We start from the raw sequence: 26,169 nt of genomic DNA, 5'->3' as shown, positions 1-26,169 counted from the left end.
GTTAACCCCACCCCCCGGACGCCGGGACGCACCCGGAGGGATGACGGTGACCGTGACGACGTGGGTGGCCGCGCCGCGGCGTCCGCGACGGCCACATCGAGGTGGGCGACAGACCCGGCCTCGGCGTCACCCTGATCCCCCAGGAGGCGCGGCGGTACCTCTCGGAGGAGGACCGCCACTTCTTCGACTGGACTCTTGAGAGGTAGGGGCTCAGCCGGCGCCGGTGAGCCAGGCCTCCGGGTCGGTGTACTGGCCGTCGAGAAGGACCTCGAAGTGGAGATGCGGGCCGGTGGACAGACCCGTCGAGCCGACGAGCCCGACGGGAGCGCCGGTGCTCACGCTCTGGCCGGCGCTCACCTGGAGGGCGGACAGGTGGCTGTAGGTGGTCTCCAGCCGTTTCCCGTCGATGGCGCCGTGGTCGATCACCACGCGGTAACCGTAGGCAGAGGTCATGCCGGCGAACTCGACCCGGCCCTCCCTCGCCGCGGACACCTGGGCACCTCGCGCCGCGCCGAAGTCGACGCCCGTGTGCAGCTTGGTGACCTTGGTCAGCGGATGGACACGTGAACCGAACGGCGAGGTGACGGTGAGCGTGGTGACCGGCGGCCTCAACAGCGCGCCGGAGTCCTGGGCGCTGTCCTGTTCGGGATTCTGCCGGACCAGCGCGTCGTAACGCGGCAGCCGCTTCTTGACGTCGAGAACGAACGCGCGGGCCGAGACGGGGACCTTGCCGGCTTTTCCGACCTCGTCCACGCCGGCCGTGTACGCGGCGAGCGTGAGGTCGGCGACGTCGCCGCTGACGGCGCCCTTCGTACGGAGTGCGGTCACCTTCTCCGCCAGGGAGCAGTCCTGCCGTCCCAATGCCATGATCGCGTCCACCGCATCATGCGGCGATGAGCTGCCGTTGCCGTCGTCGTCCCGGCCCCAGGCCTTCCAGCCGGCGTCCGTGAAACGGGCGATGCCCCGCTGGGAGAGGCTCGCACTGTCGTCCTGCCACCCGGAGAGCTGGTCGACGTGCGCAGCGAGGAGTGCGGGCGTGACGCCCGCGCACTCCGCGGTCGCCCTGCGCAGCCAGGGCACGTAGGAGCCGTCCACATTGCTGATGTCCGGCTGGCCCGGCTCGGGGGCCGGTGTCAGAGCCGTGCCGAGGCTGCCGGTCAGGACGAGAAAGGCGACGACCCCGGTGGCCGTCACCAGGCTGGGCAGCACGATCAGAGCGAAGGGGCCTGGACCCCGCCGACGGCGTACGGGTGCGCGAACACCGCGGTCCTCGCCGGTCGACGGGTCGTCCGCCGGTTCGAGCGCGGCCTCGAAGACGGTCGACCGCGTCGTGGTGGGGCAAGTCGGGTCTTCCCTGTCCTCGGTCACGAGCTGGGCCGGCTCCAGGAAGATGCCACGGCGGGGCGTGCTGCAAGCGGGGCGTATCGGCTCACGGTCACACGCTATGGGGTCGTCGATGGGATGACACCGACCGCAAGGACAGGGTGAACTGCCCGACAGGGCACAGTCGATGCCCGCCCGGCAGTCCGGGAGGCCGAACCTCGCCCGCGCAGCACGTGAGTGCACGGGGATGGTGGGTCGCATCGCCGAGGATGGTTCGCACCGGCCCCGGTCGGGCGCGCCGGCCCGTGCCGACCCCACCCTCCGGAGGCGGGGACGCACCCGGAGGGAAGATGGTGACCATGACTACGCCGACGACCTTTCAGCCGGTCCTGGAGCGCATCGCCGAGGAGATCGAGCGCACGCCCGGCAGCGGCCGGCCGGCCGACTACATCCCGGCGCTCGCCGCCTGCGACCCGCGCCGCTTCGGCATGGCCGTCGCCGAGCCGGACGTGACGGTGTACGGCGTGGGGGAGTGGCGCGAGCCGTTCTCCGCGCAGTCCATCACCAAGGTCTTCACCCTTGCCCTCGACCTGTCCCGCGAAGGCGACGCCTTGTGGGAGCACGTCGGCCGCGAACCGTCCGGCAACCCGTTCAACTCCCTGGTGCAGCTGGAGTACGAGAACGGCATCCCCCGCAACCCGTTCATCAACGCGGGCGCCCTGGTCGTCACCGACCGGCTGCACACCCGTACCGGCGACGCGGCGGGCGAACTCCTCGCCTTCCTGCGCGCCGAGAGCGGCAACCCTGACCTGACCTTCGACGAGGAGGTCGCCGCGTCCGAGACGGCCCACGGCGACAGGAACGCCGCGCTGGGCCACTTCATGGCGTCCTACGGCAACATCGACAACCCCGTACCGGTCCTGCTGGAGCAGTACTTCCGCCAGTGTTCCGTCGCCGCGTCCTGCGCCGACCTCGCCCTCGCCACCGGATTCCTGGCCCGGCACGGGGTTCGCGCCGACGGCACCCGGCTGCTGAGCCGCAGCCAGGCCAAACAGGTCAACGCGGTGATGCTGACGTGCGGCACCTACGACGCGGCCGGTGACTTCGCCTACCGGGTGGGCCTGCCGGGCAAGAGCGGGGTCGGCGGCGGCATCATCGCGGTCGTGCCGGGCCGCTGCACGCTGTGCGTGTGGAGCCCCGGCCTGGACGAGCGGGGCAATTCGGTCGCCGGGGTCGCGGCCCTGGACCGCTTCACGACGTTGACGGGACTGTCCGTGTTCTGACCCGGTCCGGCGGCCGGCCGGTCAACTCCTCTCCGCCCGGCCGACCTTCAGCCGCAGGGCCAGCGCGACGGCGCCCGCGCCGAGCCCGGCCGCGCCCAGGATCGCGCCGGTCTCCGGCCAGCCCGGCTCGCCCTGGGCGGGCGGCGCGCTCGCCGTCGTGGGTGCGGTCTCGGGGCCCGGCCGCGACCGGGCGCCCCCCGGCAGCAGCGAACCGACCGGGTCGACCCGCCCGGCCGCGCCGAACCCCCAGTCGAGCAGCGAGCGGGCCTCCTCGTAGACGGCGTAGCCACCGCCCTCCTGGGGGTTCATCACGGTCACCACCAGGGTGCGGCCGTCGCGCCGGGCGGCCGCGACGAGCGTGTTGCCGGCACTGCTGGTGTAGCCGTTCTTGATGCCGATCAGCCCCGGATAGGCATCCACCCCGTCCGCACCCGTGAGCAGCCGGTTGGTGTTCATGATCCCGTACGTGTCCCCGTCGCCGTCGGGGAACATCGCGTCGATCCTGGCGCAGTACCGCGCGAAGTCCGGGTTGCGCAGTCCCGCCCGCCCGAAGACCGCCAGGTCGTAGGCCGAGGACACCTGGCCCGGCGAGTCGTAGCCGTCGGGCGAGCGGACGTGCGTGTCGCGGGCGCCGAGGGCACGGGCCTCGGCCTGCATCCGGGCGGCGGCGGTCCGCCAGCCACCCACGAGCGAGGCGAGGACGTGGACGGCGTCGTTGCCGGAGTTGAGGAACACACCGTTCCAGAGGTCGGAGACCCGGTACGTGCGGTCCTCCACGACCCCGACCAGACTGCTGCCCGGCCCGACGTCCGACAGTTCCCCGGAACTCACCCGGTGGCTGATTCCGCCCGGCAGGACCGGCAGCACCGTGAGCGCGAACAGCGTCTTGAGGGTGCTGGCCGGCGGCAGCTTGCGGTGCGCGTCGTGGGCGGCCAGCACGTCGCCGCTGCCGGCGTCCGCGACCACCCAGGCCAGGGCCGAGACATCGGGGACCGCCGGCGTGCCGGGGCGGAGCCGGACCTGCGTACCGGAGCGGTACAGCAGGGACGGCTGCGGTGCCGTGGCGCGTGGTCCGCCGGGCGTACCGGGGTCCGGCCGCACCGTGCGGGCAGCCGCGGCGGCGGGCATGAGCGTCAGCAGGCCCGCCACACAGAGCACACAGGTGGACCGAGTCGCCCGGGATGAGAATCCGATAGTCATACCGCAAACGTAGGAATGTGTCCGTGCGACGCCACGCTGCCCGGGCCGAGCCGCGCCCGCGAGCACCCGGATGGCCGTAGCGGACCGGCCGGCCGCGGTACGGACCCGCCGGCCGTCAGCCGGACGGCAGCGTCGGCTGGACGCGCCGCAGGAACGTGGCGTTGTCCGGCGTCTCGCGCATCCGCTCGAGGAGCGTCTCCAGACCGGACCGCCCGTCCCGGGCCCCCAGGGCCCGCCGCAGCCCTCGCACGGCCGTCGACTCGGCGGCGGTGAGCAGGAGTTCCTCGCGGCGGGTGCCGGAGCCGGCCGGGTCCACGGCCGGGAAGACGCGGCGGGAGGCCGGTTCCCGGCTGAGCCGCAGCTCCATGTTGCCGGTGCTCTTGAGCTCCTCGAAGTAGAAGTCGTCGGCGCGCGAGCCGGTCTCCACCAGCGCGGTGGCGAGCACGGTGAGCGAGCCGCCCTCCTCCGCCTTCCGGGCGGCTCCGAAGAAGCGCTTGGGCCCGAGCAGCGCCCCGGCGTCGACACCCCCGCTGAGCGTGCGGCCCCCGGAGGCGGCGGCGTTGTTGTGCGCCCGGCACAGCCGGGTGAGGGAGTCGAGGAGGAGCACCACGTCGTCGCCGGCCTCGACCAGGCGCTTGGCCCGCTCGATCACCAGCTCGGCGAGCGCGATGTGGTGCTCGGCGCTCAGGTCGAACGTGGAGGCGTACACCTCGCCCCGCACGGAGCGCCGCATGTCGGTCACCTCTTCGGGCCGTTCGTCGAGCAGCACCACCATCAGGTGTGCCTCGGGGTGGTTGCCGGCGACGGCGGCGGCGATCTGCTGGAGCAGGACGGTCTTGCCGGTCTTGGGAGGGGCGACGATCAGGCCGCGCTGACCCTTGCCGACCGGGGCGATCAGGTCGGTGACGCGCCCGGCCAGGCCCGCCGCCGGATGTTCCAGGCGCAGCCGCTCGTGCGGGTGCAGCGGGGTCAGGTCCCGGAAGTGCCGTCGGGCGCCCTGCCCGGCGGGCGTACGCCCGTTGACCCGGACGACGTCGGTCAGGGCACGGCGGTCACCGGCGACGCCCTCGACCAGGTCGCCTCTGCGCAGGCCGTGACGGCGGATCAGCGCGGGGGAGAGGAGCGGGTCGGACGGGGCGGGCAGCAGGTCCGTGCCGCGCAGCCGGCCCCTGCCTCCCGCGTCGATGTCGAGGACACCGGAGGCGATCGAGGCCGGGGGCTGCTGCACAGGAGGGTGTTCGAGTGTGGTGGTCATGGTGTTCGGTCCTTTCACGGACGCGGGCATGAGACATGCGGAAGGAAGGGAGGGAGGACGCCGTGCGGGGGAGTCGCGGGACTCCCGGGGACGGCCGGAACGGCGCCTCGGACTTCAGGGAGAAGGCCCTGTTCACGAGGTGGTGCCGAGAAGCGGACGCGCCGGTCGCATCAGGACGGGCGGGTCGGCGAACCGAAGGGAGAAACGCACCGACGCCCGAGAAGACCCGAAACGGGGGGCGTGCAGAGGTGCTGCTGGCACTGTACCACTACGAACGGTGATCCGGCGGGAGGACGCGGCGGACCCGCCGTCTCACCCGGCGCGACGCGGCAGGCGCCGCGAGTGTCCCGCGCCGTGCGGGCCGGAGCCCCGCCGGGCTGCGGGGTCCGGCGGGGCTCCGGGGCGTCGCGCGCCCCTCAGGCGGCCCCGGCCTCCTCGGCGATCCGCTCGAACTGCGCCGCCATGGCCGCCTGCAGCGCCTGGGCGCCCGACAGCGGACGCACCATCACGGTGAGTTCGCCGATGCGGCCGTCCTCGTCGAGGTGCAGGAAGTCGCAGCCGCTGATCCGCCGGTCGCCGACCCGCGCGCTGAACAGCAGCGCGTGGTCGCGGCCGTCCTCCTCGCCGATGACCCGCTCGTAGCGGAAGTCCTCGAAGACCCGCTCGACCGCGCGCAGGATCGCCGTCGTGATCGCCCTGCCGCGATACGGCTTGAACACGACCGGGCTGGTGAAGACCACGTCCTCGGCCAGCAGCGCCTCGACGGCGTCCATGTCGTGCGCCTCGACGGCCGCACGGAATGCCCGCATCGTTCCTCCCTATTAAACTATTTGAATAAGTGCGGAGTAGGGTAGCCACTTCTTGCTAGCGTGTCGACATGTCTCTGAAGTACGCCGTCCTGGCCGCCCTGCTGGAGGGCGAGGCGTCGGGTTACGAGCTGTCCAAGATCTTCGACGTCTCGCTCGCCAATTTCTGGCCCGCGACACCCCAGCAGCTCTACCGGGAGCTGGACCGCCTCGCCGGTGAGGGGCTGATCGAGTCCCGGACGGTGCCGCAGGAGCGCCGGCCCACCAAGCGCCTCTTCTCGCTGACGAAGACCGGCCGGGAGCGGCTGAGCGCCTTCGCCGCCGAGCCGACCCGGCGTCCCACCGCCGTCCGCGACGAATTCCTGATCAAGATGCAGGCCATGGACGGCGTCGACCCGGAGGAGGTCCGCACGCTGGTCGAGGAACGCAGGTCCTGGGCCCTGGGGAAGCTCGCCCGCTACGAACGCGTGCGTGAGCGCCTCCTCGACGGCCGCACGGAGGAGGAGTACCTGCGCGACGCCGACCGCGTCGGGCCCTACCTGACGCTGGCCGCCGGCATCACCTTCGAGCAGGAGAACGCCCGCTGGTGCGAACGCGTCCTCGCGGTCCTGGAACAGCGCGCTCCCGCGAGGCCGGCCCGGCAGGCCCTAGGCTGACCGGATGTTCAGCCCCGAAGGCCCCACCCTGCGCGAACTGGCCGTCCAGGCGCTGTCGTCGGTCGAGCGCGGCTACGACCTGCTCGCCCCGAAGTTCGACCACACCCCGTACCGCACGCCGGAACGGGTCCTGGACGCCGTGGCGTCGGCGCTGGAGCCGATGGGGCCGTTCGGCGCCGGGCTGGACCTGTGCTGCGGCACGGGCGCGGGCGCGGGCGTCCTCGGCAGGGTGTGCCGGGAACGGGTCACGGGCGTCGACTTCAGCGCGGGCATGCTGGCGGTGGCGCGTGAGCGCTCCGTGCCCGAGGGTCCCGAGGTCTCCTGGGTGCGCGCGGACGCCCGGGCGCTGCCGTTCGGGCCCGTCTTCGACCTCGTGGTGAGCTTCGGGGCGTTCGGGCACTTCCTGCCCCGCGAACTGCCGGGACTCTTCACCCAGGTGCGTTCCGTGCTGCGCCCGGGCGGCTGCTTCGCCTTCCCCGTCGGCGCCCCGCCCCGCCCCGGCTCCCGGGCGTACTGGACGCTGCTGGGCTTCGACACGGCGATGCGGGTGCGCAACGCGCTGTGGAGGCCGCCGTTCGTCATGTACTACCGGACGTTCCGGCTCGGCGACGTGGGCCGCGAGCTGGCGCGCACCGGATTCCGGGCCGACCTGCACGCCCTGCCCGGCTTCGGGCTCCGGCCCGACGGCAGCCCGCGCGCCCGGCTGGTGGTGGCCCGTCGGCTGCCGTGAGCGACAGGTGTCCGCTCAGCCCGCCGCCGGCAGGGTGAACTCGTAGACGAGCGCGTCCCCTCGGGCGTCCACCACCAGGTCGGTGATCTCCAGCGGGCGCGCGTACTGGTCGTGCACCCGCCGGGTGACCCGGACCGCCGAGGTGTCCCCGAGCCGGGTGATCGTGTCGCGGTGGTGCAGGGCCAGCCCCGCGCTGCGCATCCAGTCGTAGGCCCGTCGCAGCTGGGCGCAGGCGGCGCCGTCGGCGCGGTCGCGGTACCGGGCCAGCTCCTCCACCTCGGCCAGCGCCACGGGGGAGAACGAAGTCACGGCCGTCCGCCGTCCGCTGCCGTCGGGGGTCGCCGACAGGTAGCGGTGCACCAGGGTCGCCCGGCCCGGCCCCAGGCCCAGCGCCGTGGCGTGCTCCGGCGGTGGGGCCTCCCAGGCGACGGTGGCGCGGTCGCCGGTGCCCGGCTCGGACGCCCGGGCGCCGACCGGGAAGGCGAGGGACGCGGGGCTCCCGGCGGGCGGCCCCGGCAGGGTGACATGGCTGCCGCGCCGATCGGTCGCGACCAGGCCGTCCCGCCGCAGCACCTCCAGGGCCTGGCGCACCGTCTCCCGGCTCACGCCGAACCGCCCGGCCAGCTGCCGCTCGCCCGGCAGCCGATCGCCGGGCGCGACGGTCCCGTGCCGCAGCTCGTCGGCCATCCGGGCGGCCACACGCCAGTACAGAGGCGCCGGCGCGTGGGTGAGGGGGTAGTCGTGCGGGGTGGTGCGGGCCATGCCGCGCCCTCCTGTGGGTGACGTGCGGTAGCCGTGCGGGCTCGGTGCGCCACCAGAACTACCATTGGTCTAAACCAGCAGGGAAGCGTGGCCCGCCGGTTCGGCCGAAACCGGCCGCCGGCGCGGGCCGTCGTCCGTCCGCGCCGCCGCGCCCGTCACCCCTCACGGAACGCTCACAGGGCGCTGTACAGGGCGTCCACCAGCGCCATCTTTCGCGGGTCGTCGGCGATGTGCGGCCCCATGCGGTTCATCGCGTAGCCCAGCGAGACCCCGGCCTCGGGGTCCGCCAGTCCCGAGGACCCGCCGAAGCCGTCGTGTCCGAAAGCGCGCGGATTGGGTCCGTAGGAGCCGTTCGGGCCACTGAGCCACAGCCCGAGCCCGACCTCCGTCTCGTGGGCGAAGCCGGCGCCCAGGACCAGGTCGCGGCAGGCGCCCTGCCCCTCGCGCACCCGTTCCGCCGCCTCCGGGGACAGCAGGCGGTGGCCGCCGTAGGAGCCCCGGCCCGCGAAGATCCCGTACAGCGCGGCGACCGCCCGCGCCGTACCGTGCCCGTTGGCCGCCGGGATCTCGGCGGCCCGCCACGCCGCCGTGTTGGCCTCCGCGGCGCCGACCGGGGGATTGGCCAGCGCCGCCAGCGCCGCGGGCGCCAACTGGGCCAGGACGGCCGCCTGTTCGCTGCCGGCCGCGGCGCGGGGATGCACCAGCTCGGCCGCCCGGCCCGCGTCCCGCTCGGGCAGCCCGATGGTGAAGTCGATCCCGAGCGGTCCGGTCACCTCACGCTCCAGGAACGCCCCGGGCAGCAGCCCCGACACGCGCCGCACGACCTCGCCGACGAGATACCCGTAGGTGATCGCGTGGTAGCCGGACCGGGTCCCCGGCTCCCACCAGGGCTCCATGGCCGCCAGCCGTGCGGTGGTCGTCTCCCAGTCGTACAGTCCGGCCACCGGGTGCGGTTCCCGCAGGCCGGACAGGCCGGCGCGGTGCGACAGCAGATGCCGGACGAGCACCTTCTCCTTGCCCGACGCGGCGAACTCGGGCCAGTAGGCGGCCACCGGCGCGTCGAGGTCGAGCAGCCCGCGATCGGCGAGGATGTGCGCGCACAGGGCGGTCGGGCCCTTGGACGTCGACCACAGGTTCACCAGAGTGTCCCGCTCCCAGGGGCGGGTCCGGGCCGCGTCGGCCCAGCCGCCCCACAGGTCCACCACCGTCGCGCCGTCGACGGTGACGGTCACCGCGGCGCCCAGTTCCCCCCGTTCCCGGAAGTTCTCCTCGAACGCGGTGCGCACCGCCGCGAAGCGGGCGTCGCAACGGCCGTCAACCTGTGCCTCGTGCTCTGCCATGGGCCCTCCGTCGTACGCCGGAAACCGGGCCGCGACGTCACGGCCCGGGCCCGAAGAACGTACCGACTGGTCGGACCGGACGGAAGTCCGCGGAACCGGCCGACCCGGACTCAGGCGTAGGAACGCAGCCAGCGGAGCTTCGCGGCCTCCTGGAAGGGGCCGCCGCCCTCGTGGTCGTTGAAGTCGTACACCTCGATCGCCTTGTCCTCGTGCGCCCACGCGTTGAACGCCGCGAAGACGGTCGAAGGCGGGCAGGTCTGGTCCTCCAGTGCCGCCGAGAACAGGGCGGGGGCCCGGCCCCGCGCCGCGAAGTGCACGCCGTCGAAGTACGACAGCGTGCGCAGGGCGTCCTCCGTGCGGCCGCGGTGCGTCTTCAGGTAGAGGCCGACCTCCCGGTACGGGTGCCGGTCGGTGAGCGTCACCGCGCGCGGGAAGTCGCAGAGGAACGGCACGTCCGGCGCGACGGCCGTCAGGTCCGGCACCAGGCCGCCGACCGCGAGGGTGATGCCGCCGCCCTGGCTGCCGCCCAGTGCCACCGTGCGCGCCGGGTCGGTCAGCGGGTGCGAGCGGGCCGCCTCGACCGCGCGCACCGCGTCGGTGAAGACGCGGCGGTAGTAGTAGTTCTCCGGGGCGTCGATGCCGCGGGTCATGAAGCCCGGGTACGCGGGGGTGCCGCCGACCGGGTCGGAGGTCCCGCCGCCGCCTCCCCAGGCACTGCCCTGGCCGCGGGTGTCCATCACGAAGTGCGCCCGGCCCGTGGACGCCCACAGCAGGTGCTCGTGCGGGAGGCCGCGTCCGCCGCCGTACCCGACGAACTCCACGACCAGGGGCAACGGCTCGTCGGCCGCGGCGGGCAAGGTCAGCCAGCCCTTCACCGGGTGACCGCCGAAGCCGGCGAACGTCACGTCGTACACCCGCACCGTGGACAGTCCCGTGTCGACCGGTTCGAAACGGGCGTCGAGGTCGTACCCGCGGGCCTCCTGGAGGGTCTTGCCCCAGAACGTGTCGAAGTCCTCGGGTTCGACGGACTCGCTGCGGTGCGCGCGGAGTTCCTCGAGCGGAAGGTCGAACAGGGCCATCGAGAACCGCCTTTGCGGGGGAGACTGTGCCGGACCGTACAGATGATCACACCGTACGTGAGTGGTCCGACGACTCGCCAGATCCCGTCCGGAAGCGGCTCGGTCTTCACGCGGTACCGCGATCGGACGGTCGGTCGAGCCGCTGGTCAGCCGGGTGATCCGGTATCGGTGAGCGACGACGGGCGGTCGCCGAGTGACCGAGGGCCGGATCGGGTGGTCGGGTCACCTGTGGCGGGGGCCGCCCGCGGGCCGTGCGGACGGAGTCGTCGGCGTCACGCCCGGCGGTGCGTCCACTGCGGTTCCGTGAGCGCCCAGTCGCGCTCCCACTCGGCCATCCGCCGCCGCAGCGCCGCCCGGCGGACGACGGCCTGCCCCAGGAAGACCGTGAGCGCGGTGCCCAGGGCCGTGAACGCTCCGACGGTGACGGTGTGCTCCCAGACCGCGGAGTCGCCGGCCGGCGGCGGCACGCTCCGGCCGCGGGCGTCGAGCCACACGGTGATCACGTCGCCCTGCCGGGCACCGGCCGGGACACGGCTCGTGGTGGTCCGCGTCTCACCGCCCGGCGCGGTCCAGCGCACGGTCGCGCGGTACGACTGCCCGCCGGTCTGCACGGACGACAGGCTCTCGGGGGTCCGGTCGACCACCGTGGCGTGCACGCGGTGGCGCTCGGCGCGCTGTTGCGCCGCGACCGTCTGCGCCTGGCCCTGGGCCCACACGGCCGCGGCGGCCCCCAGCAGCGGGGCGCCGACCACCAGCAGGACGGCGACGACAAGCGCGGTCCACGCCTCCACGACGTCCGACCGGCGCCGCAGCGGATTGCGCCGCCAGCGCCAGCCGCGCACCCGGGTTCGCATGTCGACCTCCTCGCGACCACCACGACCGGAGAGCCCGACGGGCGGCCCTACGAGGTGAGGCCGCCGCTGTCTCCGCATCGCGTCACGCGTGCGAGTGCCCCGCACAGGTCTGGTACCCCGTCCGGCGGGTCCTGCTCACCACCCGCCCACGTCGCTCACGCCCGGTCGCCGGACGGCCGTTCCGTGTCGCCGCCCAAGTGCCCAGCGGGAGTCAGGGGGAAACACGCCCGGAGGCGGGCCGTCCCCGCGGCCCGCCGTGGAGGTCAGCCGAAGCGTTCGATACGGATCCGGTCCACCGGCTGCCCGGCCGCCACCAGCAGCCGCGAGGCGTGCTCCGCGAAGGAGTTCGAGCCGCAGACGTACGCCTCCCAGCCCCCGGCGGGCGGGTCGGCGAGCAGGGGCGCCAGGTGGGTGGCCGTCAGCCGTCCCACCGGCGTCCCCTCCGGAGCGCTCCGGGTGAACACCGGCGTCGTCTCCGCGCCGAACTCCCGCGCGTAGATCAGTTCCTCCGGGCTGCGCGCCGACACCAGCAGCCGTACCGGCACGGACAGCCCCCGCGCCCGGTGGTGGCGCACCATCGACATGAGCGGCACCACCCCGGAGCCCGCGCCCAGCAGCAGCGCGGGCCGGTCGCCGGGCCAGGCGAAGAAGCCGCTGAGCGGGCCCCGAACCTCGATCCGGTCGCCGGGCCGGGCCACCGTGTGGAACCAGCCGGACACCTCGCCGCCGGCCACGTGGTCGAGGGTCAGCTCGATGTGCCCCGAGCCGTCGGGCGCGGACGCCAGGGAGTAGTGGCGCTGGGCCACGTACCCGTCGGGCGCGGTCAGCCGCAGCATCAGGTGCTGGCCGGGCAGGTGCCCCGCCCAGCCGGGCACCGCCAGCCGGAAGGTGGCAGCGCGGGGCGTCTCGCGGCGGATCTCCGTGAGTGTGGCCGTCTGCCACGTCCCGGCCGCCCCGCCGTCCACCTCGATGCGCCCGGGCACGGCGAACCGCGTCGGCGGGGTGAAGGCGGGAGCACTGTGTGTCGTCACCGTCTCAGTCACCGGAGTACCGCTGCTCCTCCCAGGGATTGCCGCGCGCGTGGTAGCCGTTCTGCTCCCAGAAGCCCGGCTCGTCGTGGTCGAGGAGCTCCAGGCCCGCGATCCACTTGACGCTCTTCCAGAAATAGAGGTGCGGCACCACCAGCCGTGCCGGACCGCCGTGCTCGGGGGCCAGCGGCCGCCCGTCGTACTCCCACGCGATCCACGCGCGCCCGCCGGTCAGGTCGGCCAGCGGCAGGTTGGCGGTGTACCCGGTGTGCGAGTAGGCGACCGCGTGCGTGGCGGACGGCAGCGGGCCGGCCGCGTCCAGGAAGGCGTCCAGGGACACGCCCCCGAACCGCACCCCGAACTTCGACCAGCCGGTCACGCAGTGGATGTCGCCCGCGTACGCCGAGGCCGGCATCCGGCCGGCCTCGGCCCGGTCCCAGGCGCGGGGCCGGGCCACCAGCCCGGCAACGCGGAAGGACCAGTCGTCGGGGGCCAGGTCGGGCGTGACCTCGGCGGACAGCACGGGCCAGTCGTCGCCCGCGTCGTACTGGCCGGGCGGAAGTCCCGGCCGGGCGGAGCGTGCGCGCCCGGTGAAGCCTCGGGTGGTGTTCATGCGGGGGCCTTTCGGCCGACGGGGAGGGGCTGCCCGCGGTCGGCGTGATCAGTGCGTACGACGTCAACCGTACGTGCCTTCGGGCCGGACCTCAGACCGGGTCTCCGCCGGGACCGGCGTCCTGCCACGCGTTGTACCGCTCCAGATACGCCGCGAAGCGGACCAGGTCCTCCTCGGGCCAGTTCGCGAGCCGCTCCCGGAAGGCGGTCCGGCGGCTGACCGTGACCTGCGCCAGGATGCGCCGGCCCGCGTCCGTCAGATGCAGGACCTGGACGCGGTGGTCGTCCGCGTCGACGCGCCGCTCGACCAGCCCGGCGCGCTCCAGCGCGGCCACCTGCCGGCTCACGGTGGACTTGTCCAGGGCGTAGTGGGCGGCCAGGTCGGTGGCCCGGCACCCGTCCCGCTCCTCCAGGTGACCGAGCAGCGTGTACGACACCAGCGACAGCTCGGGGTGCATGCGTCCCGCCGAGGCGCGGGCGCGGCGGGCGAAGGCCGTCATCTCCCGCTGGATGGTCTCCACGGCCGTGCCCGCGCCGGGGGTGACAGTCGTCTCATCGGGCCTCTCGGCTGCCGTCACGGATCCTCCTTCTCAGGTTGGTTGTATAGTACAACTTGAAAGACGAGTTGTATAAGCCAACCATTGGAGGTCGCGGGCCGATGAGGTCGCACGCCCTGCGCCATGTGCTCACGCACCTGATCACCCCGCTGCTGATGTGCGTCGGCATGGGGCTCGCGTACATGGGGGCCTTCGTCACCCCCGAGCCGAACCACCTGCCCGTCGCCGTCGTCGGCTCGGGCCCCGAGGCCAAGGTGCTCGCCCAGACGGTCAAGGACAAGGGCGGTGACGCGCTCGACGTCCGGACCGTACCCACCCGCACCGAGGCCGTCGACCTGCTCCGGCACCGTGACATCACCGGCGCCTACGTGCCCGGCGACAGGGCGCCCGAGGTCGTCGTGGCCACCGCCGCCTCCGACATGGGAGCCATGGCCGCGAAGAAGGTCTTCACCCCTCTCGCCGAACGGCAGGGCGTCCCGCTGAAGGTCACCGACGTCGCCGCCCCGGTCGACGACGACCCCACCGGACAGGGCCTGTTCTTCCTGCTCATCGCGGTCAGCATCGGCTCCTACGCCTCCGTGGCCGCGCTCGGCGCCGCCGGGTCCGCGCTGCCGATGCGGATCCGCGCCCTGCTGACGCTCGGCGTCTCGGCCGTCGTCAGCGCCATCGGCGCCCTGCTCGCCGGGCCCGTGTTCCACCTCGCGCACCACGACCTGGCCGGCCTGTGGGGCATGGCCTGGCTCTACGCCGCGGGCATCCTGTTCGTCGGCGTCGGCCTGCACACCTTCCTCAAGCGGTGGACCACGCTCGCCATGATGGTCCTGTTCGTGATGCTCAACTTCACCACCTCCGGGGGCCTGTTCCGGCCCGAGCTGCAGAACGGCTTCTTCGGCACCCTGCACGCCTTCTGGAACGGCGCCGGCTTCGTCGAGGGCGCCCGCAGCCTGCTCTACTTCGACGGCGACGGACTGGGCCGCAGCATCTGGACCCTGGCCGCCTGGCTGCTGCTCGGCCTCGCGGTGACGGGCGTCGCCGCCCTCCGCGAGCGGTCCGGCGCGCTCGCGCCGGCCCACCCGAGGCACGCCAGGCCGGACGGGGAGAGCGCGCAACCGGCCGCCGGCGGAGAGGCCCGCGAAGAGGCCGAGGAAGAGGCCGAGGAAGAGGCCGAGGAGACCGTCGGCGTCTGATCGTTGGGGTAGTGTGGCCGACGGCCGCGGACCGTCCCCGGCCGCCGGACACCTGGGAGGTGAGACCCATTACCGCTGTGTCGGCCCGGGTGCTCTCACCTCTCGGCAGTGCGGTCACCGCCAGGCGGTGACCGGGAGAGCGCCCTTCGGTTCCCGAAAGGCTCTCGGCTTCCATGCCCCCACTGTCCTCCGCGGTCTCTCCCTCCTCCGCCTTCCCCTCCCGTGACTCCGTCGTGGCCGCGCTCCGCGCCGCGGGGTGCGTCTTCGCCGAGGACGAGGCGGACCTGATCCTCACCGCCGCCCGCACCCCCGGCGAACTCGCCGCGCTGGTCGATCGCCGCGTCACCGGCCTGCCGCTGGAACTCGTCCTCGGCTGGGCCGAGTTCCACGGACTGCGCATCGCCGTGGCTCCCGGCGTCTTCGTTCCCCGCCGCCGTACCGAGTTCCTCGTGGACCAGGCCCTCGTCCACGCGCCCGACGCGGGCGTCGTCGTGGACCTGTGCTGCGGCTCGGGCGCCGTCGGCGCGGCCCTGGCCGCCGCACTCGGCCGGCCCGAGGTGCACGCGGCCGACATCGATCCGGCCGCCGTGCGCTGCGCCCGCGGCAACCTCTCCGCGGCCGGCGGCCAGGTGCACACCGGCGACCTGTTCGACGCGCTGCCCGGCGCGCTGCGCGGGCGGATCGACATACTCGCCGCCAACGTGCCCTACGTCCCCACCCGTGAGGTCGCCCTGCTGCCCGCCGAGGCCCGCGACCACGAGCCGCTGGCCGCCCTCGACGGCGGCACCGACGGCCTCGACGTGCTGCGCCGGGTGGCGGCCGAGGCGTCCGGCTGGCTCGCGCCCGGCGGCTGCGTGCTCGTCGAGACGAGCGAACACCAGGCCCCGGCCGCCCTCGACGCCTTCGTCCGCGGCGGCCTGAGCGCACGCCTGGCGGTCAGCGACGAGCTGTACGCCCGGGTGGTCGTCGGCGTCAGGCGTTAGGCCGGCGCTGCTCCGGCGGCGTGGCCCGGGCGATCAGCAGGGCCACGTCGTCGGAGTTCTGCGGCTCGTGCAGCGTGCGCAGGAGCAGATCGCAGACCTCCTCCAGGGGGCGGTCCGGGCCCTCCAGCACGGCCAGCAGCGCGGCCAGCCGCTCGTCGATCGGCTGCTGGCGCGTCTCCACGAGGCCGTCGGTGTAGAACACCAGCCGGTCGCCCGGCTCCAGATCGACGGTGGTGGTGGAGAAGGCGACGCCGCCCACCCCGAGCGGTACCCCGGTGGGCAGGTCGAGCAGCTCCGGAGGGCGGCCGGCCCGCAGTCGCACCGGCGGGAGGTGCCCGGCGTTGGCGATGCGGCACTGCCGGGCGTGCGGGTCGTGGACGGCGTAGACACAGGTCGCGATGGCCTGGTCCAGGCCGGCCGTGGTCCGGTCGAGGTGTTCGAGCAGCAGCGCCGGATCCAGGTCCAGCGCGGCCAGCGTGGTCGTCGCGGTCCGCAGCCGCCCCATGGACGCCGCCGCCGCGATGCCGCTGCCCATCACGTCGCCCACGACCAGCGCCGTCTTGCAGCCCTCCAGCGGGATGACGTCGAACCAGTCGCCGCCGACCTCGCTGGTGGCCTCGGCGGGCTGGTAGCGGGAGGCGACCTCCAGGCCGCCGGTCACCCGCGGGTGGCTCGGCAGCATGCTGCGCTGCAGGGTGAGGGCGGCGTCACGGGCGTTCTGGTACCAGCGGGCGTTGTCGATCTGCAGCGCCGCGCGCGCGGCCAGTTCCCGGGCGAGCACCAGATCGTCCTCGTCGAACGGCAGCGGATTGCCGATCCGCTTCAGGTCCAGGGCGCCGAGCACCTCGCCGCGCGCGATCAGCGGCACGGCCAGGTACGAGTGCACGCCGGCCCGGCGCAGCATCCCGGCAGCCTCGGGCGAGCGGGCGATGCGGGTCAGGTCCTCGTCCGTCACCTGCGCCACCATCACGGGCCGGGCGGTGCGCACGCACTCCGTGACCAGTCGGTCCGGCCCGTACCGCGCGACCTGCCCGGGCGGGTCGGCCGCCCGCAGCGCCTCGGGCGCGTCGTCCGCCTGGACGGCCAGGGCCCGGATGACCGCGGGCTCGGCGGGGCCCAGCGTGCTGCGCCGCCCCTTGACCACGGACTCCAGCAGATCCACGGCCGCGATGTCGGCGAGGCCGGGCACGGCCACCGCGGCCAGTTCGTGGGCCGTGCGGTCCAGCTCCAGCGTGGTGCCGATCCGGGCCGAGGCGTCGGCCACGGCGGCGAGGCGGCGTCGCGCGGACTCCGCCTCGACGCCCGCCCGGTACTGCTCGGTGACGTCCACGATGGAGACGGCCACGCCCAGCACCGCCCCGAGGGCGTCCTCCAGCCGGTACAGCGAGTACGACCAGGCGTGGTCCTCGTCCGGGTCGGCCGGCGTCCGTCCCGTCGCGGACCGGTCGACGGCGGGCTGTCCGGTCTCCAGCACCCTGCGCGCCGCGTCCTCCAGCGCGTCCGCGTCCACCTCCGGCAGCACCTCCCGGACGGTGCGGCCGATGTGGGCCTCGGCGGGGACGCCGTTGATCCGCGTCAGCGCCGGGTTCACCGACACGTACCGCAGCTCCGTGTCCAGGACCGCCAGTCCGATCGGGGACTGTGTGATCACCCGGGCGGACAGCGCGACGTCGTGCTCCAGCCGGCGCACGGTGGACCGGTCGACCGCGAGCCCGAGCGCGTAGACGTCGCCCCGGTCGTCGAGCAGCCGCATATTGCGGAACTCGACCAGCCGGGTGTCGCCGTCCTTGCGGCGGATGGGGAAGGCGCCGGCCCAGCTCCGGCCCGTCTTCATCACGTCGGCGAACAGCTTCACGACCAGGTCGAGATGCTTCTCGTGGACCATGATCCGGGCGGCGTACTCACCCAGCGCCTCCTCGGCGGAATAGCCGAACAGCTCCTCGGCCTGCGGGCTCCACAGCACGATGCGGCCCTCGGTGTCCAGCACGACCGAGGCCACGTTGAGCACGTCGAGGAGCCCGCTGGGACGCACCGGTCCGCGCGGTGACTCGGCGCCCTCGAAATCGGCAGACCCGGCTGCACTCATCCCACGCCCCGCCTTCGCCGTTCCACGCGGCACGTCCTTCCGATGCCGACTCCTTTGTTCTACCGCGTTCGACCTCGTCCAGGGCCGTTTCTCCGCGGCCTCTGCCGTCCCTTCCAGCATCTCCCCGCCGGGCGGCGAACGCCCGCGCGACGCGGTCGACCCGGCGCGTTTTTGCTCTGTACATGACTTACGGGGGCGGGCCACACTGTGCGCCGAGTGCGTGCCGCCCGATCACCCCCCACCGAGGAGCCGACTCATGCCCCTGCGTGCCCGGCAACGTTGTCACGCGGTCCTGACCGGACTCGCCGCCGCCTTTGCGCTCGTCCTCGCCGCCCCGCCCGCGGGGGCGGCCGCCCCCGCCGCCGACACCTGGACCGAGGCCGGCTCGGACCGGGCCGATCCGCTCACCGAGAGCCAGGGCCTGGCCTCGGTGGAGGTCCCGGCCGGCAGTCCCAACCGCTACACCGGGATCGGCACCGTCCCCTGGGGCCTCGCCGCGCGCGGCTGGAACCACGTCGGCGACCCCGACGCCTCCTACGACGGGTACTACGTCGAGCCGTACCAGCGCGACGACGGCGACACGAAGATGTTCCGCGTGCAGGCGCCGGACGGACGCTGGTCGGAGTACGTGCACACGCTGAGCGCGGGCGAGGCGCTGAACAACTCCTGGGCCGCGATCTCGCCGGACGGCCAGTGGATGCTGTCGGGCGAGTGGGGCACCATGGACCGGCTCCTGGTCTTCCCGACGCCCGGCGTCAATCCGGCCACCTCGCCCTCGGCGAACCTCCCCCAGGCGGCCACCGTCCGCCTGGACCGCGCCGTGCGCGACGTCCAGGGCTGCGACTTCCTCGACGCCACCACCCTCCTGTGCTCCTCCGACGACCCGGAGGGCAGCCTCTTCGGACTCACCAAGCCGCTGCTGCGGATCGACCTCTCCGCCGCGCCGGCCGGGACCGCCGACGTCACCGGCCGTGTCACCGCCCTGCGGCAGCTCCCGCTGCGCAGCGCCTGTTCCGGCGGCTTCGAGGCGGAGGGCGTCGACTACGACCGCCGCACCGGCACCCTGCGCGTGATCGTGGTCTCCCCGGGCTTCTGCGTGCTGACCGACAGCAGGACGTACCGCCTCACCCGCGGCTGAGCCGGCGGCCGCGGGGCCGTGCCGGTAGTGCTCCGTCCGAGGTGGTGCTTTTCTAGGGGTATGGGTGCGGTCTCCGCGGGACGTCCACGCCGTGGAGCGGCCCGCGGTACCGCACCGCGGCCAGGAGAGGAGCGATCACGATGGACGGCGAGCGAATGCATCCGGAGTCCGTCTCGGTGGAGCTGAGCGGATGCGGCAAGGAGGACGCCCGCACCGTGTTCGACGCCCTGTGCGCGTGCTTCTCGTCCGACCGGCACGCGGGCGACGTGACCCGGGAGTACGACGAGGTGCGCCCGACCGTGTGGCTCGGCACCTTCGACGTGGCCGACGCCCACCAGGGCGAGTGCGGGCCGACCCGGCTCCGCGCGTCCGTGGAGGCCGACGTGCAGGGAGGCTACTGGGCGATCGAAAGGTTCCGCACCACCCTCGACTCCCTGTTCACCGTGCAGGACCTGAGCACGGCCTCCGGCGACCAGGAACGCGAACTGCACGTACGACTGGAGAGCCGCTGACCCCGAGGCCCGCCGGACGTGCCGGTGTGGTGTGCGCCGCCTCTTTGTGCAACTAGTTGCACAAAGAGGCGGCCGTCCTCTACAACAGAGGCACCACACCGCGCACGGAGGGCCCGATGAGCCGTTACCCCCACCTGCTGAGCCCGCTCGACCTGGGCTTCACCACCCTGCCCAACCGGGTCCTCATGGGCTCCATGCACGTGGGCCTGGAGGAGGCCGAGCGCGGCTTCGAGCGCATGGCCGCCTTCTACGCCGCCCGGGCCCGCGGAGGAGTGGGCCTGATCGTCACCGGTGGCATCGCCCCCAACGACGAGGGCCGGCCCTACGAGGGCGGCGCCAAACTCACCACCGGGGCGGAGGCCGAGCGGCACCGGGTGGTCACCGAGGCCGTGCACCGCGAGGGCGGCAGGATCGCCCTGCAGATATTGCACTTCGGCCGCTACGCCTACCACGCCGGCCTCGTCGCGCCGAGCCCGCTGCAGGCGCCGATCAGCCCTCACGTGCCCCGCGAGCTGACCGACGACGAGGTCGAGCGGACCATCGACGACTACGCCCGCACCGCCCGCCTCGCCCGCGAGGCCGGCTACGACGGCGTGGAGATCATGGGCTCCGAGGGCTACCTGATCAACGAGTTCATCGCCGCGCACACCAACCGGCGCACCGACCGCTGGGGCGGCTCCTACGAGAACCGGATGCGCTTCCCCGTCGAGATCGTCCGCCGGGTGCGCGAGGCGGTCGGCGAGGACTTCATCGTCGTCTACCGCCTGTCCATGCTGGACCTGGTCCCGGGCGGCTCCACGCTGGAGGAGGTCGTCACGCTCGCCAAGGCCGTCGAGGCCGCCGGGGCGACCATCATCAACACGGGCATCGGCTGGCACGAGGCCCGCATCCCCACCATCGCCACCTCCGTGCCGCGCGGCGCGTACACCTGGGTGACCAAGCGGCTGATGGGCGAGGTGTCGGTGCCGCTCGTCACCACCAACCGCATCAACACCCCCGAGGTGGCGGAGCAGTTGCTCGCCGAAGGCACCGCCGACATGGTGTCGATGGCCCGCCCGATGCTCGCCGACCCCGACTTCGTCGCCAAGGCCGCGGCCGGCCGGCCCGAGGCCATCAACACCTGCATCGGCTGCAACCAGGCCTGCCTCGACCACACCTTCAGCGGCAAGATCACCTCCTGCCTGGTCAACCCGCGCGCCTGCCACGAGACCGAACTGGTCCTCTCCCCGACCCGGCTGCGCAAGCGAGTCGCCGTGGTCGGCGCCGGACCGGCCGGTCTGGCCTGCGCGGTGACCGCCGCCGAACGCGGCCACCAGGTCACCCTCTTCGACGCCGCCGGAGAGATCGGCGGCCAGCTCAACGTCGCCCGCAAGGTGCCCGGCAAGCAGGAGTTCGACGAGACGCTGCGCTACTTCCGCACCCAGCTCGACGCGCACGGCGTCGACGTACGGCTGAACACCCGCGTCGGCGCGGACGACCTCACCGGCCACGACGAGGTCGTCGTCGCCACCGGCGTCACCCCCCGCACCCCGGACATCCCCGGCATCGACCACCCGAGCGTCGTCGGCTACCTGGACGTCCTGCGTGACGGCGCCCCGGTCGGCGACCGCGTCGCGATCCTCGGCGCGGGCGGCATCGGCTTCGACGTCGCCGAATTCCTCACCGACGGCGGCGACAAGGTTCACGAGGACGCCGCGGCCTACTTCCGCCAGTGGGGCGTCGACATGGACTACCGGGCGCCCGGCGGCCTCGCCGCACCCGAGCGTCCGGCGCCGCCGCGCACCGTCCACCTGCTCCAGCGCAAGACGTCCAAGGTCGGGGCCGGACTCGGCAAGACCACGGGCTGGATCCACCGCACCGAGCTCAAGCACCGCGGCGTCACGATGGTCCCGGGTGTGCGCTACGACCGGATCGACGACGCCGGCCTGCACGTCACGATCGGCGGCGAGTCGACGGTGCTGGAGGTCGACACGGTCGTCCTGTGCACCGGCCAGGAACCGCGCCGCGGCCTGTACGAGGAGCTGGTGGCCGCCGGCCGCAGCGCCCACCTCATCGGCGGCGCCGACGTGGCCGCCGAACTGGACGCCAAGCGGGCCGTCAAGCAGGGCACCGAGCTGGCGGCGGCACTGTAGGAGACGTGGGGAGCGGCATGGGCCGTCCCTAGGATGAGCCCATGTCACTCCCGCACGCGATCCTCACCGCCCTGGTCGAAAAGCCGTCGTCGGGGCTGGAGCTGACCCGCCGGTTCGACAAGTCGATCGGCTACTTCTGGTCGGCGACGCACCAGCAGATCTACCGCGAGCTGGGAAAGCTGGAGGCGCGGGGGCTGATCCGCGCGCTGCCCGAGCAGCAGCCCGCCCGCGGACAGAAGAAGAGCTACGAGGTCCTGCCCGCGGGCCGCGACGAACTGGCCCGGTGGACCGCCACCGCACAGGATCCGCGGCCCCTGCGGGACACCATGCTGCTGCGCCTGCGGGCCGCCGCCGTGGTCGGCACCACCGGCCTCCAGGCGGACCTGCGACGCCATCTGGAGCTGCACGAGCGGCAGTTGTCCGAGTACGAGGAGATCGAGGAACGGGACTTCCCGCCCGGGACGGACAGTGCGGAGGACCGGCTGCGGCACCTGGTGCTGCGCGCCGGCATCGATCTGGAGACCTTCTGGACCCAGTGGCTCAGGCACGCCCTGGCGGAGTTCGCCGAGCTGCCGGGCGACGGCCCGTCGTGACGTCCGCGCGCCGGGCTCAGAAGCGGTACGGCTTGGAGCGGCGGCGCAGGAACCAGGCCGCGGCGATCACCCCGCCGCCCATCAGCGCGCTGCCCGCCACCAGGGTGACCGTGCTGTAGTCCTGGATGGCCCCGCCGACACCGCCGAGGACCCCGCGCGGCGACGCGGACGGCGAGGGGGAGGCGGTCCGGCTGGGGGAGGGGGAGGGCGAGGGCGCCGAGGACACGATGACGGTCTGGGTGCCGGCGGTGCTGTTGTTCGAGCACACCACGACGACCGTGTAGGTACCGGGGGAGATGCCCGACCACGCGGCGGACTGGCCCGCGCCGGTGCCCGACAGCGCGACCTGACGCCCCTCGGCGAAGCTGCCCTGGCTGCTGGTGAGCAGCGAGGCCGTGCCCCAGCTCCCGTTCAGCTGGGCGCAGGCGGTGGTCGTGACCGACACCGTGCTCCCGGTGGTGCTCACCGAGATCCCCGGGCCCGCGGCGGCCGGACCAGCGGCCAGGGCGACGGGCAGCGCGGCGGCTGCCGCGGTCAGGCCGCGGCGGAGAAGTGGCGATGAGATGCGCATGTGGACTGCCCTCCGGCGGCACGGTCGGCGGACATCCCTTGCGCCGCCCAGGTCGGATCGCCCGTGCCGCCCCCTCAAGGGGCAGCCAACAGGGCGGCGGCCGGCTCCGCATGCGGAGCGCGACCGGCCAGGTGACGTGCTCACCGGCCGGCCGTGCACCGCCGGGACGTCACCGCTCCCGGCCCGTCGTCACCGTCCGCTCCGCCGAGAGACCGCCCCAGGTGCCGTCGGGCAGCTTGGCCCGCACCCGCACCCGGTGCGTGACGCCGGCCTCCCGTCCCGCGTAGAAGCTGTACTCGGCCCGGTCGCGCGGCGCGTCCCCGCCGTACACGAGCGAGGTGGCCCTGCCGCCGTCGAGGTGGATCTCGTACTCGGTGACGACACCGTCGGTGCGCGGCGGCACCCAGTCGAGGTCGATGTAGTAGGCGCCGTCGGCGCGGTGGGCCGTCGCGTGCAGGGCGGTGGGCGCGGTGGCGCGGCCGTCGTCGGCGCCCGGGGTGGTGAGCCGGACTGCGGTACTGGCGGGGGAGACGTTGTCGGCGGCGTCCCGTGCCCGGACGGTGAACGCGTAGCGGGTGCCCGGGCGCAGACCGGTGACGACGGCCGCGGTCTGGGCGCCGCCCACGCTGTGGATCTTCGTGTCGCCCTGGTAGACGTCGTACGAGGCGACGCCCCGGTCGTCGGTCGCCGCGGACCAGGTGAGCTGGACCGCCCGGCTGCCCGCCGCCCGCCCGTGCGCGCCCGCAGGCCTGGTGGGGGCCGAGCGGTCGGCGGCCGCGGCGGCCGGGGTCGTCGCCCGGGCCTCGGCGCTGTCCGGCCCGAGCCGTCCGTCGGCGTCGCGCGCCCGCACCGTGAAGACGTAGGCGGTCGAAGGCCGGAGCCGGGTGACGTCGGTCATGTGGTCGGCGGCCGGCACCTCCGTCACCTTGGTGCGGCCGTGGTAGACCTCGTAGGTCTCGGCGCCGTCGACGGCGTTCCACATCACGTGCACGCTGGTCGCGCTGCCCGCCGCGGCGGTGACGCCGGTCGGCGCTCCGGGCAGGCCGCCGCCCCCGCCGTCGTCCGTACCCGGGCCGCAGGACGAGACCAGCGCGAGAACCCCGCAGGCGAGGGCGCGGCGGCGCAGGACGGAACGGCGCGGGACGCGGTCGGGGGCGGGAACGGAAACGCCTCGCACGGCTCTGCCTCCCGGGCGGCCAGACGGCAATGGTCCGGACCAATATGCCGTCGTGACGCGATCACATCAAGAGGGGCGTCGTGTTCGGTCACCCGGACGGCTTACGTATCCTGGATGTCATGACGGCCCAAACTCCCTGAAGGGGCGGGGAGTTGTGGTCGATGGCGCGGGCCGCTGTCGTCGCTGGTCCCGCGCCGGCGCGGGCGGCCGGGCGAGCCGAAGCGGTACCGGAGCCGGTCCGCCCGCGCCCCGGTCGCCCACCCGGCTGTGCACCGTCTGGCCCTGTGTTGGTGGTCCGTGCACCCGATCCGGGGCACAGATGGGGCCGAGTTTCCGTCCATGCCCCCCAGGAGAGGCCACAACGTGCGTGTCCAGTCGCTGACACTGGCCGCGGCCGGCGCCGCCCTGCTCGCCCCCACGATGTTCCCCGCCGCACCGTTGCCGCCCCGGCCGGGCGGGCAGTTCCAGGTCCGGCCCGGGCCCGAGACCGCCACCCGGCCCCGGGCGGCGTCCGCACTCGAGGACGTGTCCCGCCTGAGGACGGAGCGCCGCGCGAGCTCCCGGTCCGGTGTCCGGCCCGTGCCCGGCCGCGACACCGGCGACCGCACCGCGGACGGCCCCTCCCAGGGTCCCGTCCGCGCCGCCGACCTGCTGGCCAGGACCCGGGACTGCACGCCCGTCTCGCACGGCCGCTACGGCAGTGACGCCGGGCGCCGGGCGGACATCCCGGTCTGCGGGACCCGGGACGCCGTCTTCTGGAAGGCCGACCTGGACATCGACTGCGACGGCCGGCGCGGCGCCCGCTGCAACGCGCGCACCGACCCGCACTTCACCGCCGCCACGGCCTTCACCCGGTCCGACGGCGGCCCGCTGGACGCGGAGAAGCTGCCCTACGTCGTCGTGCCCCGGCCCAGCGGCATCTGGGACCACCGGGCGGACGGCGTGCGCGGCGGCTCGGTCGTGGCCGTCGTGCACGGGGACCGGGTGGCGTACGCGGTCGTCGGCGACGTCGGCCCGCGCGACATCATCGGCGAGGCGTCCTACGCGGCGGCCCGTGCGCTCGGTGTCCCCGCCGACCCGAGCACCGGCGGCGTCGCCTCCGGGGTGACGTACATCGTCTTCAAGGACACCGAGACCGAGCCCATCGAGGACACGGCCGCCACCGAGCGGACGGGGGAGCGGCTGGCCCGGGCGTTCGCCGACGGCGGCTGAGCGGCCGGGACGACGGGCATCGGCACATCGGCCCCCTGGCGCCGCGTGCCTTCCGCCGCCCCCGGCGCGCTACGCCTTGCGGTAGGAGTACGCCTCCGCCGCCGCTGCCTCCACCGCCGCGAGATCGGCGCCCGTCGCCGCCGTGACGACCGCGGCCACCGCGCCCTCGACGAACGGGGCGTCGACCAGGCGGGTGTTGTCCGGCAGCTCGTCGCCCTCCGCGATCAGGGCCTTGACGGTGAGCACCGCGCTGCCCAGATCCGTGAGGACGGCGACACCCGCGCCCCGGTCCACGGACGCGGCGGCGGCGGACACCAGCTCGGAGCTGGTACCGAAACCGCCGGCCGCGGTGCCGCCCGCGGGAGCCACCGGAACCGGCGCGCCACCGCCCGACAGGGCCTTCGCCAGCTCGGCCACGGACGCCGCGACCTCGGCACTGTGGGACACCAGCACGATCCCGACCATCTTCTCGTCACTCACCGGACGCCTCCTCCAGAGCCGCGATCAGCAGCGCCGCCGACGTGGCACCGGGATCCTGGTGACCGATGCTGCGCTCGCCCAGATAACTCGCCCTGCCCTTGCGTGCCTGCAGCGGCGTGGTCGCCTCGGCGCCCTCCTCGGCGGCGGCGCGGGCGGCGGCGAAGGAGTCACCGAGGGCGTCCACGGCCGGCACCAGGGCATCGATCATCGTCTTGTCGCCCGGCGCCGCGCCCCCGAGCGTCCGGACGGCGTCCACCCCGGTCCGCAACGCCTCGGCCAGCTGCTCCGCGCTGACCTCGGCGGCGTCCCCGAGCGCCTTGCCGGTGCGGCGCAGCAGCGTCCCGTACAACGGCCCCGAGGCGCCGCCGACCGTCGAGATGAGCTGCCGCCCGGCGAGCGTGAGGACCGCGCCGGGCGTGTCGGGCGCCTCCTTCTCCAGCGTGGCCGTCACGGCCGTGAACCCGCGCTGGAGATTGCTGCCGTGGTCCGCGTCGCCGATCGGCGAGTCGAGAGCGGTGAGCCGTTCCGCCTCGCGGTCGACCAGCGCGGCGGTCGCCGTCATCCAACGGCGGAAGAAGTCGGCGTCGAGCACAGGATCTCCTTGCCTGGTAGG

The 26,169-nt window shown here is 74.0% G+C and carries 26 protein-coding genes; 10 read left to right on the top strand and 16 right to left on the bottom strand.

Annotation, left to right across the window (positions count from 1 at the left end; translation table 11 throughout):
• Positions 1–210 precede the first annotated feature (210 nt).
• Positions 211–1,368, bottom strand: a complete 1,158-nt coding sequence (locus ACGF3H_RS31865) for a M23 family metallopeptidase (protein WP_362491515.1) — start codon at positions 1,366–1,368, stop codon at positions 211–213.
• 305 nt (positions 1,369–1,673) lie between these two features.
• On the opposite strand from ACGF3H_RS31865, the gene ACGF3H_RS31860 reads away from it, so the two are divergent.
• Positions 1,674–2,606, top strand: coding sequence for a glutaminase (locus tag ACGF3H_RS31860; protein WP_362491517.1), 933 nt, complete (start codon positions 1,674–1,676; stop codon positions 2,604–2,606).
• Positions 2,607–2,627: 21 nt separating this feature from the next.
• Here the strand turns inward: ACGF3H_RS31860 and ACGF3H_RS31855 are convergent, their stop codons facing one another.
• The 3 genes from ACGF3H_RS31855 to ACGF3H_RS31845 all read right to left on the bottom strand — a co-directional run bounded on the left by ACGF3H_RS31855 (position 2,628) and on the right by ACGF3H_RS31845 (position 5,870).
• Positions 2,628–3,806 (bottom strand): serine hydrolase, encoded by a 1,179-nt coding sequence (locus ACGF3H_RS31855; protein WP_362491519.1) that lies wholly within the window; start codon positions 3,804–3,806, stop codon positions 2,628–2,630.
• Between the two features lie 115 nt (positions 3,807–3,921).
• The gene (gene rho, locus ACGF3H_RS31850; protein WP_362491522.1) at positions 3,922–5,061 is read right to left on the bottom strand and encodes a transcription termination factor Rho; all 1,140 of its coding nucleotides are present in this window, start codon (positions 5,059–5,061) and stop codon (positions 3,922–3,924) included.
• 416 nt (positions 5,062–5,477) lie between these two features.
• Complete coding sequence (locus ACGF3H_RS31845) at positions 5,478–5,870, bottom strand: nuclear transport factor 2 family protein (protein WP_362491524.1); 393 nt, start codon at positions 5,868–5,870, stop codon at positions 5,478–5,480.
• A 68-nt stretch (positions 5,871–5,938) separates the two neighbouring features.
• Between ACGF3H_RS31845 and ACGF3H_RS31840 the strand changes: the two genes are divergently transcribed.
• Entirely contained in the window at positions 5,939–6,523 is a 585-nt protein-coding gene (locus ACGF3H_RS31840) for a PadR family transcriptional regulator (RefSeq protein ID WP_362491526.1), read from the top strand.
• 4 nt (positions 6,524–6,527) lie between these two features.
• The gene (locus ACGF3H_RS31835; protein ID WP_362491528.1) at positions 6,528–7,253 is read left to right on the top strand and encodes a class I SAM-dependent methyltransferase; all 726 of its coding nucleotides are present in this window, start codon (positions 6,528–6,530) and stop codon (positions 7,251–7,253) included.
• Between the two features lie 15 nt (positions 7,254–7,268).
• On the opposite strand, the gene ACGF3H_RS31830 is transcribed toward ACGF3H_RS31835, so the two are convergent.
• The 7 genes from ACGF3H_RS31830 to ACGF3H_RS31800 all read right to left on the bottom strand — a co-directional run bounded on the left by ACGF3H_RS31830 (position 7,269) and on the right by ACGF3H_RS31800 (position 13,506).
• Positions 7,269–8,015 (bottom strand): GntR family transcriptional regulator, encoded by a 747-nt coding sequence (locus ACGF3H_RS31830; RefSeq protein ID WP_362491529.1) that lies wholly within the window; start codon positions 8,013–8,015, stop codon positions 7,269–7,271.
• A gap of 173 nt (positions 8,016–8,188) precedes the next feature.
• Positions 8,189–9,355 carry a serine hydrolase domain-containing protein gene (locus ACGF3H_RS31825; protein WP_362491531.1) on the bottom strand — a complete coding sequence of 389 codons (1,167 nt, stop codon included), beginning with the start codon at positions 9,353–9,355 and terminating at the stop codon, positions 8,189–8,191.
• A gap of 110 nt (positions 9,356–9,465) precedes the next feature.
• Positions 9,466–10,434: an acetylxylan esterase gene (locus ACGF3H_RS31820; protein WP_362491533.1), complete on the bottom strand. Its 969-nt coding sequence runs from the start codon at positions 10,432–10,434 to the stop codon at positions 9,466–9,468.
• A gap of 272 nt (positions 10,435–10,706) precedes the next feature.
• A complete protein-coding gene (locus ACGF3H_RS31815) occupies positions 10,707–11,288 on the bottom strand; it encodes a hypothetical protein (protein ID WP_362491535.1) in 582 nt (193 codons plus the stop codon).
• A 263-nt stretch (positions 11,289–11,551) separates the two neighbouring features.
• A complete protein-coding gene (locus tag ACGF3H_RS31810; protein ID WP_362491780.1) occupies positions 11,552–12,271 on the bottom strand; it encodes a ferredoxin reductase in 720 nt (239 codons plus the stop codon).
• Between the two features lie 52 nt (positions 12,272–12,323).
• On the bottom strand, positions 12,324–12,929 hold the full coding sequence (locus ACGF3H_RS31805; RefSeq protein WP_362491537.1) for a sulfite oxidase-like oxidoreductase: 606 nt from the start codon (positions 12,927–12,929) through the stop codon (positions 12,324–12,326).
• A gap of 91 nt (positions 12,930–13,020) precedes the next feature.
• Positions 13,021–13,506 carry a MarR family winged helix-turn-helix transcriptional regulator gene (locus tag ACGF3H_RS31800; protein ID WP_362491539.1) on the bottom strand — a complete coding sequence of 162 codons (486 nt, stop codon included), beginning with the start codon at positions 13,504–13,506 and terminating at the stop codon, positions 13,021–13,023.
• An 80-nt stretch (positions 13,507–13,586) separates the two neighbouring features.
• Between ACGF3H_RS31800 and ACGF3H_RS31795 the strand changes: the two genes are divergently transcribed.
• Both ACGF3H_RS31795 and ACGF3H_RS31790 read left to right on the top strand, forming a co-directional pair.
• Positions 13,587–14,672: a hypothetical protein gene (locus ACGF3H_RS31795; protein WP_362491541.1), complete on the top strand. Its 1,086-nt coding sequence runs from the start codon at positions 13,587–13,589 to the stop codon at positions 14,670–14,672.
• Between the two features lie 173 nt (positions 14,673–14,845).
• Positions 14,846–15,655, top strand: coding sequence for a putative protein N(5)-glutamine methyltransferase (locus ACGF3H_RS31790; RefSeq protein ID WP_362491543.1), 810 nt, complete (start codon positions 14,846–14,848; stop codon positions 15,653–15,655).
• On the opposite strand, the gene ACGF3H_RS31785 is transcribed toward ACGF3H_RS31790, so the two are convergent.
• Entirely contained in the window at positions 15,645–17,741 is a 2,097-nt protein-coding gene (locus ACGF3H_RS31785) for a SpoIIE family protein phosphatase (RefSeq protein ID WP_362491546.1), read from the bottom strand. The two genes, ACGF3H_RS31790 and ACGF3H_RS31785, sit on opposite strands and share 11 nt — an antisense overlap.
• 256 nt (positions 17,742–17,997) lie before the next feature.
• Here ACGF3H_RS31785 and ACGF3H_RS31780 point away from each other — a divergent pair, with 256 nt between their 5' ends.
• The 4 genes from ACGF3H_RS31780 (at position 17,998) to ACGF3H_RS31765 (ending at position 22,116) form a co-directional block, all read left to right on the top strand.
• The gene (locus tag ACGF3H_RS31780; RefSeq protein WP_362491549.1) at positions 17,998–18,879 is read left to right on the top strand and encodes a hypothetical protein; all 882 of its coding nucleotides are present in this window, start codon (positions 17,998–18,000) and stop codon (positions 18,877–18,879) included.
• A gap of 140 nt (positions 18,880–19,019) precedes the next feature.
• Positions 19,020–19,391, top strand: coding sequence for a hypothetical protein (locus tag ACGF3H_RS31775; RefSeq protein ID WP_362491552.1), 372 nt, complete (start codon positions 19,020–19,022; stop codon positions 19,389–19,391).
• A gap of 116 nt (positions 19,392–19,507) precedes the next feature.
• On the top strand, positions 19,508–21,523 hold the full coding sequence (locus tag ACGF3H_RS31770) for an NADPH-dependent 2,4-dienoyl-CoA reductase (RefSeq protein WP_362491554.1): 2,016 nt from the start codon (positions 19,508–19,510) through the stop codon (positions 21,521–21,523).
• A 41-nt stretch (positions 21,524–21,564) separates the two neighbouring features.
• Entirely contained in the window at positions 21,565–22,116 is a 552-nt protein-coding gene (locus tag ACGF3H_RS31765) for a PadR family transcriptional regulator (protein WP_362491557.1), read from the top strand.
• A 16-nt stretch (positions 22,117–22,132) separates the two neighbouring features.
• Here ACGF3H_RS31765 and ACGF3H_RS31760 read toward each other — a convergent pair whose 3' ends face one another.
• Together ACGF3H_RS31760 and ACGF3H_RS31755 are read right to left on the bottom strand one after the other, a co-directional pair.
• Positions 22,133–22,687, bottom strand: a complete 555-nt coding sequence (locus tag ACGF3H_RS31760; RefSeq protein WP_362491560.1) for a hypothetical protein — start codon at positions 22,685–22,687, stop codon at positions 22,133–22,135.
• Between the two features lie 169 nt (positions 22,688–22,856).
• Positions 22,857–23,813, bottom strand: coding sequence for a fibronectin type III domain-containing protein (locus ACGF3H_RS31755; protein WP_362491783.1), 957 nt, complete (start codon positions 23,811–23,813; stop codon positions 22,857–22,859).
• Positions 23,814–24,227: 414 nt separating this feature from the next.
• On the opposite strand from ACGF3H_RS31755, the gene ACGF3H_RS31750 reads away from it, so the two are divergent.
• The gene (locus ACGF3H_RS31750; protein ID WP_362491562.1) at positions 24,228–25,076 is read left to right on the top strand and encodes a glycoside hydrolase family 75 protein; all 849 of its coding nucleotides are present in this window, start codon (positions 24,228–24,230) and stop codon (positions 25,074–25,076) included.
• Positions 25,077–25,145: 69 nt separating this feature from the next.
• Here the strand turns inward: ACGF3H_RS31750 and ACGF3H_RS31745 are convergent, their stop codons facing one another.
• Positions 25,146–25,556 carry a PTS fructose transporter subunit IIA gene (locus tag ACGF3H_RS31745; protein WP_362491566.1) on the bottom strand — a complete coding sequence of 137 codons (411 nt, stop codon included), beginning with the start codon at positions 25,554–25,556 and terminating at the stop codon, positions 25,146–25,148.
• Positions 25,549–26,148 (bottom strand): dihydroxyacetone kinase subunit DhaL, encoded by a 600-nt coding sequence (gene dhaL, locus ACGF3H_RS31740; protein ID WP_362491568.1) that lies wholly within the window; start codon positions 26,146–26,148, stop codon positions 25,549–25,551. Before dhaL ends, ACGF3H_RS31745 begins: the two co-directional genes overlap by 8 nt.
• Positions 26,149–26,169: the final 21 nt, after the last annotated feature.

The organism is Streptomyces sp. NPDC048185 (assembly GCF_043202495.1).
In the GTDB taxonomy this organism is placed as follows: Bacteria; Actinomycetota; Actinomycetes; order Streptomycetales; family Streptomycetaceae; genus Streptomyces.
Note: the sequence above shows the minus strand (reverse complement) of the source record. Positions and strands in the feature narration are given on the sequence as shown.